General features: G+C 61.2%; 11 protein-coding genes and 1 pseudogene. 2 read left to right on the forward strand and 10 right to left on the reverse strand.

Features of this window, described 5'->3' with window-relative positions; all coding sequences use genetic code 11:
* From EAY64_RS19875 to rplM, 3 genes are all read right to left on the reverse strand, one after another.
* A partial coding sequence (locus EAY64_RS19875) for a methyl-accepting chemotaxis protein (protein ID WP_199734502.1) occupies nucleotides 1-1,499 on the reverse strand: 1,499 nt, incomplete at its 3' end.
* Nucleotides 1,500-1,845: 346 nt separating this feature from the next.
* Nucleotides 1,846-2,238: a 30S ribosomal protein S9 gene (gene rpsI, locus EAY64_RS19880; protein WP_103526466.1), complete on the reverse strand. Its 393-nt coding sequence runs from the start codon at nucleotides 2,236-2,238 to the stop codon at nucleotides 1,846-1,848.
* 10 nt (nucleotides 2,239-2,248) lie between these two features.
* Nucleotides 2,249-2,683 (reverse strand): 50S ribosomal protein L13, encoded by a 435-nt coding sequence (rplM, locus tag EAY64_RS19885; RefSeq protein WP_059284599.1) that lies wholly within the window; start codon nucleotides 2,681-2,683, stop codon nucleotides 2,249-2,251.
* A 45-nt stretch (nucleotides 2,684-2,728) separates the two neighbouring features.
* Between rplM and EAY64_RS20315 the strand changes: the two genes are divergently transcribed.
* Nucleotides 2,729-2,923: a hypothetical protein gene (locus EAY64_RS20315; RefSeq protein ID WP_147456255.1), complete on the forward strand. Its 195-nt coding sequence runs from the start codon at nucleotides 2,729-2,731 to the stop codon at nucleotides 2,921-2,923.
* 304 nt (nucleotides 2,924-3,227) lie between these two features.
* On the opposite strand, the gene deoD is transcribed toward EAY64_RS20315, so the two are convergent.
* From deoD to mutY, 7 genes are all read right to left on the reverse strand, one after another.
* A complete protein-coding gene (gene deoD / locus EAY64_RS19890; protein WP_103526468.1) occupies nucleotides 3,228-3,938 on the reverse strand; it encodes a purine-nucleoside phosphorylase in 711 nt (236 codons plus the stop codon).
* 23 nt (nucleotides 3,939-3,961) lie between these two features.
* On the reverse strand, nucleotides 3,962-5,176 hold the full coding sequence (locus EAY64_RS19895; protein WP_103526470.1) for a phosphopentomutase: 1,215 nt from the start codon (nucleotides 5,174-5,176) through the stop codon (nucleotides 3,962-3,964).
* 17 nt (nucleotides 5,177-5,193) lie between these two features.
* Nucleotides 5,194-6,519, reverse strand: a complete 1,326-nt coding sequence (gene deoA, locus EAY64_RS19900; RefSeq protein WP_103526472.1) for a thymidine phosphorylase — start codon at nucleotides 6,517-6,519, stop codon at nucleotides 5,194-5,196.
* Nucleotides 6,520-6,636: 117 nt separating this feature from the next.
* On the reverse strand, nucleotides 6,637-7,404 hold the full coding sequence (gene deoC, locus EAY64_RS19905; protein WP_103526474.1) for a deoxyribose-phosphate aldolase: 768 nt from the start codon (nucleotides 7,402-7,404) through the stop codon (nucleotides 6,637-6,639).
* Nucleotides 7,405-7,581: 177 nt separating this feature from the next.
* Nucleotides 7,582-8,004, reverse strand: a complete 423-nt coding sequence (locus EAY64_RS19910) for an NUDIX hydrolase (RefSeq protein ID WP_103526475.1) — start codon at nucleotides 8,002-8,004, stop codon at nucleotides 7,582-7,584.
* A gap of 9 nt (nucleotides 8,005-8,013) precedes the next feature.
* A complete protein-coding gene (locus EAY64_RS19915; protein WP_103526477.1) occupies nucleotides 8,014-10,218 on the reverse strand; it encodes a RelA/SpoT family protein in 2,205 nt (734 codons plus the stop codon).
* 54 nt (nucleotides 10,219-10,272) lie between these two features.
* Entirely contained in the window at nucleotides 10,273-11,310 is a 1,038-nt protein-coding gene (gene mutY, locus EAY64_RS19920; protein WP_103526480.1) for an A/G-specific adenine glycosylase, read from the reverse strand.
* A gap of 119 nt (nucleotides 11,311-11,429) precedes the next feature.
* On the opposite strand from mutY, the pseudogene EAY64_RS19925 reads away from it, so the two are divergent.
* Nucleotides 11,430-11,708 (forward strand): annotated as a pseudogene (locus EAY64_RS19925) (hypothetical protein); the annotation flags it as partial.

Below are 11,708 nucleotides of genomic sequence, written 5' to 3' on the forward strand. Positions count from 1 at the left end.
TTGCGTACCTCATCCGCCACCACGGCAAAGCCACGGCCGGCTTCGCCCGCGCGTGCCGCTTCGATGGCTGCATTCAGTGCCAGCAGATTGGTCTGATCGGCGATATCACGGATCACGCCGATGATGGTATTCATCTGACCGGAGCGATCCCCCAGCGCATTCAGCGCGCCACCCAGCCGGCCCACTTCCTGGGCGATATGGGCAATATCATCCGCCAGTTGGCCAACGGCCTGTGCCGAGTGCTGCGAGGTGGCACCGGTCTGGCTCGCCACTTGCTCAGCCATGCTGGCGTTGTCGGCAATGTGATTGATGCTGACAGTAATCTGTTCGATGGTGGCGGCGGCGGCGCTGGACACCTCGGACTGCCGCTCAGACTGCAGACTCACGGTGTGCGTCACCTGCTTCAGGCTGTCCAGCTCGCTGTTGAGCGACAAGGCATGTTCGCGCACATCGATAAACATGCGGCGCAGGCTGGCGACAAAGCGGTTGAACGCCTCGGCAGTCTGGCCAATTTCATCCTGCTGTTCCACATGCAGCTGGTGGGTCAGGTCGGCCTGACCGCTGGAAATCTCCAGCAAGGCATCACGCAAACGCACCAGACCACGCAGCAGGCGGGTCAGCGCCAGCTGTGCCAGCACGATGGCGAGTACGCTACACAACAGACCGGCCACCACCAGCGTGATCAACAAACCCTGCAATGGCGCCAGAATGGCAGCCTTGTCGACCACACTACCCAGCACCCAGTCCGAGCCGGGCACTGGCGTCAGCTGCAGGAATACCGCACGACCACCGATCTCGAGTTCCTGGCTCTGGCTGCTGTCCGTTGCCTGCTGTAGCAAGGCCGCATCCAGCCCTGGCATCACCTCGGCCACCGGCTTGAGCGTGCTGTCCGCCACCGGGTGCGCCACGATCTTGCCGCTGCGGGTAGCCAGGAAAGCATAACCATCGCCGCGCAGCTTGATGCCCTGCACCAGACTGATGATGCCTTCCAGCGAGATATCCCCGCCCACCACACCCTGCAACTGCTGATTGCGCAGCAAGGGATAGGCCACCGTCACCCCCAGTTTTTTGGTCGAGGCAAACAGATAGGGTTCGGTAACGATGCTGCCACCCGCGGCAGCGGCCTGCTTATACCAGGGGCGCGCGGTCGGGTCATAGCCCTCCGGTGCGTGCTTGTCAGCCAGCTGATAAATCATGCGCTTGTCGGCATAGCCGGCAAACAGCTGATCAAAGCGGCCGGCCGCCTTGCCCTGCTGCAACTGCGGCAGGACGTCGCCGCTGCTCACCAGCAAACTGGCCGTGGCCTCTACCGCATCCTTGCGCTGGGCCAGCCAGTTGCCCAGTGCATTGCGATTGCCCAGCATGGCCGCATCCAGCTCGTGCCTTACCCCTTCGATGATTTCCGTGCGCATGCGCTGATAGGACAGCACCGACAATACCGCCACCACCACCAGCAGCAAGCAGGCGACAAAGGCCAGCAAGCGTTGTTTCAAAGACATCTGGTTTTCCCGTTGATCAACTGATTGGCAGTCCGCATGAAGCCGCTACCGATTTGGTCGGCACCATGGGCCAGACCATGAAAAGGCGGCCACCATACACCGAGATACGGCAAGGGTAAACCCGTTAAACCCTGTGCCATTTTCTTTGTAAACTAATCAATTTAAATGACACTTTAAAGACATTAATATGAATATGGTCATATCAAACAGGAAAAACAGCAGGGAACAGCAGGCAGGAAACAGCAGCAGCAGGGATAGCAGTCGCCCCGTGAGTGGCAAGATGAGGGCGGTGAAAATAGAAAAAGCCGCCCGAAGGCGGCTTTTCTGAAAACAGTAAACCTTGCGATTAACGCTTGGAGAACTGCTTGGCACGGCGAGCTTTACGCAGGCCGACCTTCTTACGTTCAACTTCACGAGCATCGCGGGTAACATAACCTGCAGCCGACAGAGCCGGTTTCAGGATAGTGTCGAAGTCGATCAGAGCGCGGGTGATACCGTGACGGATAGCACCTGCCTGGCCGGTTTCACCACCACCAACAACATTAACCTTAATGTCGAAGGATTCGAGGTTTTCGGTCAGAACCAGCGGCTGGCGGATAACCATGCGACCGGTTTCGCGGGCAAAGTATTCGTCAACAGGCTTGCCGTTAACGATGATCTGACCGCTACCCTTTTGCATGAACACGCGAGCAACGGAGCTCTTGCGACGGCCGGTGCCGTAGTAGTATTTACCGTTCATTCTCTATGCCTTAAAAACGAAATTCCAGCACTTTGGGCTGCTGGGCAGTGTGCGGATGTTCGGTACCAGCGTACACCTTGAGCTTCTTGATCATGGCGTAACCCAGCGGACCCTTCGGCAGCATGCCTTTTACGGCTTTTTCCAGAACGCGCTCCGGGAACTGGTTTTGCAGTTCGGTGAAGTTGCGTTCGTAGATACCACCAGGATAGCCGGAGTGACGGTAGTACTTCTTGTCCAGCGCTTTGTTACCAGTAACACGCAGTTTGTCAACGTTGACTACGACAATGTAGTCACCGGTATCAACGTGCGGAGTGTATTCCGGCTTGTGCTTGCCACGCAGGCGGTGAGCGATTTCGGCGGCGAGGCGACCCAGCACCTTGTCTTCGGCGTCGACCACGAACCACTCGCGCTTAACCTCATGCGGCTTGGCAGAAAAGGTCTTCATGGAACTCTTCCATCGTAATTCTTGAAAGTTACGGATTCTAGTACAGTGGCCTTTGCACTGTCAAACCATTGTGCGACAAAGAAAATGGCAGGGGCAAAACCAGGGCAAAAACCGCTCGTTTTTGCCACAGTTGTTGCAGAAACAGGCAAACGGGCGGTTTTCCACTATCCAGGACTGGACAGCGATCATAAAGCAAAAAAAAAGGCGCAATCCATTCTGATTGCGCCAAGTTCCACCTAAAAGAAGGAGGATGGAGGAGACAACACCAAAACGCACACATTGCATGCCACGTCCTGATGCAGGTTTCATTATCTGCACCGCTTCCCGGTTTGGCAAGACTTTTTTGTGCACTGCACTAAAATAGACCGCAAAGTGTGCAACACCCTCGCAACACATTGTTATGAAAAGGAAAAGCCCCACTGCAAATGGGCTTTACACTTGTAAGGCACAATAGAAAACCTGCTTTTCAGTGCGGATTTCACGGAAAACCGGCCGGAAAACCAGCACTGATGCTGCATTGCAATATACGAAAGTCCTGGTGGATTTACAGCCGGACGGCGGTTGCCAGGGCGAGCTCCATCATCTCGCGGAAGGTGGTCTGCCGTTCTTCAGCGCTGGCAGCTTCACCGGTGGGAATGATGTCGGAAACGGTGAGAATGCCCAGCGCGCGGGCACCATACTGCGCCGCCACACTGTAAATGCCGGCCAGCTCCATCTCGATGACCTGCACATTCATTTTTTCCAGCACCTCCAGCATATTGGGCTCTACGCCGTAAAACAGGTCGGCCGAAAACACATTGCCCACGGTCACCTTGCGCCCCTGCTCCGCCGCCACGTCCATGGCGGTGCGCAGCAGTTCGTAGTCGGCGATGGCAGCAAAGTCGTGCTGGTTAAAACGCATGCGGTTGACCTTGCTGTCGGTACTGGCCCCCATGGCGATGTACAGCTCGCGCAGCTGGGTGCGGGCGGTAACGGCACCGCAGGAGCCGATGCGAATGATGTTTTTCACCCCGTAGTGCTGGATCAGCTCGGTGGTGTAGATGCTGGCGGAGGGAATGCCCATGCCATGCGCCATCACTGACAGCCGCTTGCCCTGGTAGCTGCCGGTATAGCCCAGCATATTGCGCACGCTGGTGACCTCGCGCACGTCCTGCAGAAAGGTTTCGGCAATCATCTTGGCGCGTAGCGGGTCGCCCGGCATCAGCACGGTTTCGGCGAAATCACCCGGCTGGGCGTTGATATGCGGTGTAGCCATTGTGGTTTTCCTTGTGGGATTGTTCAGTTCAGAAATGAGCGGCCATAGTCCATGGCCGGCAGGCCCAGATGGGCGGCCACGCTCTGGCCGATATCGGCAAAGCTGCCGCGCTCGCCGATGGAGCCGGACTTGACGCCATGGCCGTAGCACAGCACCGGGATATGCTCGCGGGTATGGTCCGAGCCGGGCCAGGTCGGGTCGCAGCCATGGTCGGCCGACAGGATCAGGATATCGTCCGGCTGCAGGGCGGCCATGACCTCGGGCAGGCGGCGGTCGAACTGTTCCAGCGCAGCGGCGTATCCCGCCACATCGCGACGATGGCCGTAGCTGGAATCAAAATCGACGAAGTTGGCCATGATGATGGCGCGCTGCTGTGTGTCGCGCATGGCGGCCAGCGTGGCATCCCAGATCTGGTCGAAGCCGGTGGCCTTGTGCTGCTCGGTGATGCCGACATGGGCGTAAATGTCAGCGATCTTGCCGATGGACACCACCTGCCCGCCAGCATCGGCCAGCTTTTGCAATACGGTGGCCGCTGGCGGCGGCAGCGCCAGGTCCTTGCGGTTGCCGGTGCGGACAAACTGGCCGCGCCCTTCCCCCAGGAAGGGCCGTGCGATTACCCGGCCAATATTGTAGGGCTCCAGCGTAGCGCGGGTGATCCGGCACAGCTCATAAAGCCGCTCCAGGCCGAAGCTTTCTTCGTGGCAGGCAATCTGGAATACCGAATCGGCCGAGGTATAAAAAATGGGCTTGCCACTGCGCATGTGCTCTTCGCCCAGCCGGTCGAGAATTTCCGTACCGGAGGCGTGGCAGTTGCCCAGATAGCCCGGCAGGCCGGCCTGGGCCACGATGTCGTCCAGCAGGGCCTGCGGGAAGCTGTTGTCCTTGTCGCGGAAATAACCCCAGTCGAATAGCACCGGCACCCCGGCGATTTCCCAGTGACCGGACGGCGTGTCCTTGCCGCTGGACAGCTCGCGGGCATAGCCATAAGCGGCAAGAGGGGCCGCCTGCTCCATGCCGGCAGGAAAATAGCCGGAGGACAGCTGACAGGCATGGCCCAGCCCCATTTTCGACAGATTGGGCAGGTGCAGCGGGCCGCTGCGACCCTTGTCGGCACGACCGGCGGCGGCTTCCATGGCGATATGGCCCAGGGTATTGCTACCGGCATCGCCGAATTGCGGTGCATCGGCAGCGGCACCGATGCCGAGTGAATCCAGTATCAGGATGATGGCGCGTTGCATGATGTGATCTCCTGCGCTTAGCGGCGGTGGATGGTCTGATAGACCAGCGGCAAGGCCGCTGGTGCTGCCTCGCTCAGGCTAATGGCGCTGCGGATGCGGCGGGCGGCTTCGTCGGCCCCACGCTCATCGGCAGCATGAATCAACAGCAGGGGCTGATCGGCAGCCACCCACTGCCCCAGTTCGACAAACTGCGTCAGGCCAACCCGGTAGTCCAGCTGGTCGCTGGCCAGGCGACGGCCACCACCCAGCGCACACACTGCCATGCCCAGGGCTCGGGTATCCATGGCGGCGACAAAGCCGCTGCGCTCAGCACAGACCGGGCGCAGCACCGGTGCTGCCGGCAGATAACGCGGATAGTGCTCGATAAAATCTGCCGGTCCGCCCAGCTCGGCCACCATGCGGGCAAAGATCTCGGCAGCGCGGCCAGAGTCCAGTGCCTGCTCCAGCTGCAGGCGTGCATCGTCCTCGCTGACCGCCAGCCCGCCGGCCAGCAGCATTTCGCAGCACAAGGCCATGGTGATGGCGTGCAGGCGCGGATTGCGCTCATCGCCCTTCAGATAGCGTACTGCCTCGGTGGTTTCCAGACTATTGCCGGCGCTGCTGGCCAGCGGCTGGCTCATGTCGGTAATCAGTGCGCTGGTGCGCACTCCCGCGCCATTGCCCACCTCGACGATGCGTTCGGCCAGGGCGATGGAGGCTGCCATGCTGGGCATGAAGGCGCCGCTGCCGGCCTTGACGTCCATTACCAGCACATCCAGCCCGGCGGCCAGCTTTTTCGACAGGATGGAAGCGGTGATCAGCGCGATGGATTCCACCGTGGCGGTGATGTCTCGCGTGGCATAGAAACGGCGGTCGGCCGGGGCCAGATCGCTGGTCTGGCCGATGATGGCCACGCCGACCTCACGCACTACCTGGCGCAGACGCTCGGGCGTGGGAAAGGGGTTGTAGCCCGGAATGGCCGACAGCTTGTCCAGCGTGCCGCCGGTATGGCCCAGACCACGGCCGGAAATCATTGGCACAAAGCCGCCACAGGCGGCAATCAGCGGGCCCAGCATCAGTGACACCACATCACCGACCCCGCCAGTGGAGTGCTTGTCCAGCACCGGGCCGGGCAAGTTCAGGTCGGCCCAGCGCAGGCAACGGCCGGAGTCGCGCATGGCCAGGGCCAGTGCAACGTTTTCTTCCAGCTCCATGCCGCGGAAATACACCGCCATGGCCAGGGCGGCGATCTGGCTGTCAGCCACGCTGTCATCGGTAATACCGGCCACGAACTGCTGGATTTCCTCGGCCGATAGCGTCTGGCCATCGCGTTTCCTGCGAATGACTTCTTGTGGCAAAAACATGCTGTTCTCCTGCGGCGACGCTGCTGCATCTGCGGCAGCGGCCGCAAAAAATGATGGCCGAAGACAGGCTTCGGCCCTGGTATGGCAAGCGCTACACCGCCTGCCCTGCCGCTTGGGTCAATAGCCGCTGGCGGGCGCGCTGCTGGTACCGGCAATTTCCGCCTGCAAGCTGGCCAGCAGGCTGGACGCGCCAAAACGGAAGTGCTCGGCCGTCACCCACGACTCGCCCAGCAGGTGTTCGGCCAGATCGATGTATTCGGCCGCATCGGCGGCACTGCGCACGCCGCCAGCGGCCTTGAAGCCACACTGCGCACCCGTTGCACGGATGGCTGCCAGCATGATGCCGGCGGCTTCCAGCGTGGCGTTAACAGCCACTTTGCCGGTGGAGGTCTTGATGAAGTCGGCGCCGGCTTCGATGGCGATCAGACTGGCCTGACGGATCAGTGCCGGTTCTTTCAGCTCTCCGCTTTCGATGATGACTTTCAACACTTTGTCACCACAGGCTTCCTTGCAGGCGGCCACTAGTTCGGCCCCGACTTCGGCATTGCCAGCCATCAGCGCACGGTAGGGAAACACCACATCCACTTCGTCAGCCCCGGCGGCGATGGCGGCCTCGGTTTCGGCCACGGCCTGTGCGACATCAGAGCCGCCAGCCGGGAAGTTGGTTACGGTAGCGACCTTGACCTGTGACAGGCCCAGCTCATCCAGCGTGCGGCGCGCCAGCGCGACAAAACGCGGAAACACGCACAGTGCCGCCACAGTACCGGCGCTGCTGCTGGCCTGCTGGCACAGGGCGATCACCCGGGCATCGGTATCGTCATCGTTCAGGGTGGTGAGGTCCATCATGGACAGGGCGCGACGCGCGGCAGTAATGAGTTCTGACATGGGATTCCTGCTGGGTTGTCATCTGCATGCCAGGCCATGGCCAGTCGCCATGCCCGCAGATTCAAGGGACAGATTATGGAAATATCTTTAGCTGAAAGCAATCGTGAATAGCAGGAAGCAGCCGAACAGGACAATGGCTTCCAGGCCTAACCGGCTCTGAAGCAGACGTCGCAGCGCTTAGCCGGCCATGTGTTGCAGATAGTGTTGCAAACGTTGCTGCAGATAGGGGACGGCGGCGCGATGGCCCAGATACGCGGCGGGCGTCATCCAGCCCCAGTACTGGCCTTCGTCGCCAAAACGGATGCTACTGACCTGCGCCGCGTCGAGCTGGCCCACCATGAACAAGCTGACGACACCGGGCTGGTGCCAGCTGGGGTAGCTGCACTGCCAGAGTAGTTGCTCCGGCCGTAGCAGGATGCCGAATTCTTCTGTGGTCTCACGCTGCAGACAGGCAAACGGGCTTTCCTGCCCTTCCCTGCCGCCACCGGGAAAATCCCAGCAGGCGGCAAAGGGCAGGCCGGGCTTGTCGTCACGCAGATACACCAGCAGGCTGTCCTGATAAAACAGCGCCGCCTTGGCTCCGCAAAACGACTCACGCATGGCCGGTCCTTACACCCGCCGTGCGTCGGTCACACCGGGCAGCTCCATCATGCGTGCCAGTACCCGGCTGATGTCCTGTACCTGACGCACTTCCACGGTAAAGCGCATCTTGGCGCGCATGTCGCGCGACAGGGTATGTACGGCGATCAGGTTGAGCTTTTCCCGTGACAACACATCGGAAATATCGCGCAACAGGCCGCCACGATCCAACGACACTACTTCAATATCAATCGGAAACACACTGCTTTTCTGATCGCCCCAACCCGCTGAAATCAGCCGCTCCGGCACATCGGCTGACAAGCGCTTGAGTGTGAGGCAATTGGTGCGATGGATGGAGATACCGCGGCCCTTGGTGACAAAACCGACCACGGCATCCGGCGGTGCCGGCTTGCAGCACTTGGCCAGCACCGTCATCAGGTTGTCCACGCCTTCGATCAGGATGCCGCCCGCATCATGGCCGCCCCGACTGGCGCGGATGATGCTTTCCGGCTCCACATCCACTGGCGGCGGTGGGGCAAAGCTGAGAATGGCATTGGCCACGGCACGGACACTGAGTTCGCCATGGCCCATGGCACCATACAGCTCGTCCATCTTGGCATAGCCCAGCTTTTCCGCCAGTGCACCCAGATTGGGCTGCAGATGCGGATGGCGCGCCAGTTCGCGCTCGAACAGCTGCTTGCCGGTTTCACGCACGGTATCGGCATTTTGCAGGCGGATGTACTGGCGGATCTTGGAAATGGCGCGGTGGCTCTTGACCCAGCCGTCGTGCAGCCAGTTGACCGACGGTCCGCCCGCCTTGGCGGTCAGTACCTCTACCCGCTGGCCATTCTGCAAGGGCGTGGACAGCGGCACGATCTGCCCTTCCACCTTGGCGCCACGGCAGCGGTTACCCAGGCCGGAGTGAATGGCATAGGCGAAATCGATGGGAGTGGCACCGTGCGGCAGCGCCAGCACCCGGCCTTGCGGCGTCAGCACATAGATGGTGTCGGAGAACAGCTCGGTCTTGAAGGCTTCCGCCAGCCCTTCGCGGTCGGACATTTCCTCGCGCCAGTCCAGCAGTTGGCGCAGCCAGGAGATTTTTTCCTCGTACTGCGCATCGCCCTTGCCGCCCTCCTTGTAGCGCCAGTGCGCCGCCACGCCGAATTCGGCATGCTCGTGCATTTCGAAAGTGCGGATCTGCACTTCCAGCGCCTTGTCTTCCGGGCCGATCACCGCCGTATGCAGGCTGCGGTAGTTATTGGCCTTGGGGTGGGAGATGTAGTCGTCGAACTCGCCGGGAATGGGCTGCCACATGCCATGAATGATGCCCAGCGCGGTGTAGCAGTCCGGCAGCTTGTCCACCAGGATGCGCACGGCGCGGATGTCGTACAGCTCGGTAAAATCGAGCTTTTTCTTCTTCATCTTTTTCCAGATGGAGAAGATATGCTTGGGTCGGCCAGCCACCTCGGCCTTGACCCCGGCCGCTTTCAGCTCGCTGCGCAGGGTGTCCAGCACCCGGCCGATATAGTCGATACGCTCCAGCCGGCGCTCGTCCAGCAGTTTGGCGATTTTCTTGTAGCTGTCCGGTTCGGTGTGGCGGAAGCCCAGGTCTTCCAGTTCCCACTTGATCTGCCACACCCCCAGGCGGTTGGCCAAGGGGGCAAACAGGTCCAGCGTTTCGGTGGCAATGGCACGGCGTACTGCCTCGTCATGCACATGGGGCAGGTAGTGCATGGTCTGGGTGCGCCAGGCCAGCTTGATCAGCACCACGCGGATATCCGCCACCATGGCCAGCAGCATCTTGCGCATGGTTTCCGCCTGGCGGGCGCGCTCTTCCGGGGTTTCCAGCTTGTCGATGCGCGCCAGTTCGGTAATGCGGCGCACGCCGCCCACGCCATCCACCAGCACAGTCACGGTCTGGCCGAAGTTTTCCGTCATCCATTCCTGCCACTCGGCGCGCTGGTCCGGCACGGCAAACAGCAGGGTGGCGACGATGGCATCAGTCAGCAGATTGAGGTCGGCCACGATGGCCGCGGCGGATACCGCATGGCTGAACAGGTCTTCACCGGTACTGGCCAGCGCCTTGCCACGGTAGAGTTCACGGGCTGCGGCAAAGGCGCGGCTCAGCAGGTCGGATTCGGCCTGGGGCAGGCTGGCGGACAACAGTTCCAGCCACCGTGTCGGGTCGGCGGCATCGGCCAGGGTATCGGCCATCGAACGTACTACGGAAACCATATTTCACACCTGGGCAGCAGCGCTGCACAAAAAATGGATGCCAACTTCCGTCGGTCAGGCCAGCAGACGTTGCAACAGTCGCTTCACCGGTGCGGGCAAGCCCGCCTCCAGCGCCTGCTGCAAGGGTATCCACTGTCCGGCGGATTCCTGCACTCCGGTGGCAGCCAGCGTATCCAGCCGCGCCGGCACCGGGGTAATGATCAAGCGGTAATGGGTAAACACATGCTCCAGCTCGGGCCAGGAGGGCAGCACATCACCACTGCCCTGCCGGGCAAACCAGGCCTCCAGCGCCATGCTGTCGGCAAACTCCGGCAGCGACAACAGCCCGCCCCAGATGCCGGAAGGCGGCCGCCGCTCCAGCCAGATACGGTCGCCATGCTGCGCCAGCAACATGACGGTGTGGCGGGTGGGCACCGCCTTTTTCGGGCGCGGCGTCGGCAGTTCGTGGGTGCGGCCCTGCCGGGCAGCCACACAGCCATCCACCATCGGGCAAACGGTACAGGCCGGCTTGCGGCCACATACGGTGGCGCCCAGGTCCATCAGGCCCTGGGTGTAGGCGGTCATCTGGCTGCTGTCAGCAGGCAGCAGGGCTTCGGCCAAGGCCCACAGCTGCTTTTCAACGGCTTTTTCACCGGGAAAGCCGGCAATGCCGAAGCAGCGCGTGAGCACTCTTTTGACATTGCCATCCAGAATGGTTTCGCGCTGACCGAAAGCAAAGGCAGCAATGGCTGCCGCGGTGGAACGCCCTACTCCCGGCAAGCGCTGCAATGCCTCGCGCTGCACCGGAAAATGGCCGCCAAATTCGTCCATCACCATTACCGCTGCCTTATGCAAATTACGTGCCCGGCTGTAATAGCCAAGCCCGCTCCACAAGGCCAGCACCTCATCCACCGAAGCGGCCGCCAGTGACGCAACATCGGGGAAGCGCAGCAGAAAGCGGGCGTAATACTCCAGCACCGCCGTGACCTGCGTTTGCTGCAACATGATTTCCGACAGCCACACCCGATAGGGGTCGCTCACCTGCCAGGGCAGATCGTGACGGCCATGCTGTTTTTGCCAGGCCACCAGGCGGGTGGCAAATGAATCCTGCAACATGCGGGCCCGCGTTTATGCAAAAGGGAACCGGACATGCTACCTCAAAGGCGAGGAGGCACCAAGCAGTGTCGCGGCAAATAAGGTAAAATGAAAGATTGCTTATTAAGGATGTACCCATGGCCACTTTCCGTTCACGCCAGCGCGCCAATCTGCGCCGCGATATCAGCAGCAGCGAAACCGACTCCGCTCAGCCTGCCGCTGGCAACGCCGCAGCATCAGCCGAAGGCGCGGCCAAGGGACCCATCATCCAGAAAAAGGCGCCATCGGCCAGTGGCCCGCGCGACCCTTACTCCGCACGTCGTCCGGCCGCCGGCCAGCCGCCACGTCAGGGAGAACGCCAGTTCCCGCAGCGAGATGGCGAGCGCAAACCCTACCCGCCGCGTGACGGCGAAAAA

Origin of the sequence: Aquitalea palustris, from assembly GCF_003693445.1 — a bacterium.
In the GTDB taxonomy this organism is placed as follows: domain Bacteria; phylum Pseudomonadota; class Gammaproteobacteria; order Burkholderiales; family Chromobacteriaceae; genus Aquitalea; species Aquitalea palustris.

What these genes read in the sequence shown, in the direction of transcription:
- deoC (WP_103526474.1), bottom strand. Translation starts at nt 7,404, where the DNA reads ATGTCAGAACTCATTACTGCCGCGCGTCGCGCCCTGTCCATGATGGAC.
- deoD (WP_103526468.1), bottom strand. Translation starts at nt 3,938, where the DNA reads ATGGCTACACCGCATATCAACGCCCAGCCGGGTGATTTCGCCGAAACC.
- rpsI (WP_103526466.1), bottom strand. Translation starts at nt 2,238, where the DNA reads ATGAACGGTAAATACTACTACGGCACCGGCCGTCGCAAGAGCTCCGTT.
- EAY64_RS19895 (WP_103526470.1), bottom strand. Translation starts at nt 5,176, where the DNA reads ATGCAACGCGCCATCATCCTGATACTGGATTCACTCGGCATCGGTGCC.
- rplM (WP_059284599.1), bottom strand. Translation starts at nt 2,683, where the DNA reads ATGAAGACCTTTTCTGCCAAGCCGCATGAGGTTAAGCGCGAGTGGTTC.
- EAY64_RS19915 (WP_103526477.1), bottom strand. Translation starts at nt 10,218, where the DNA reads ATGGTTTCCGTAGTACGTTCGATGGCCGATACCCTGGCCGATGCCGCC.
- EAY64_RS19910 (WP_103526475.1), bottom strand. Translation starts at nt 8,004, where the DNA reads ATGCGTGAGTCGTTTTGCGGAGCCAAGGCGGCGCTGTTTTATCAGGAC.
- deoA (WP_103526472.1), bottom strand. Translation starts at nt 6,519, where the DNA reads ATGTTTTTGCCACAAGAAGTCATTCGCAGGAAACGCGATGGCCAGACG.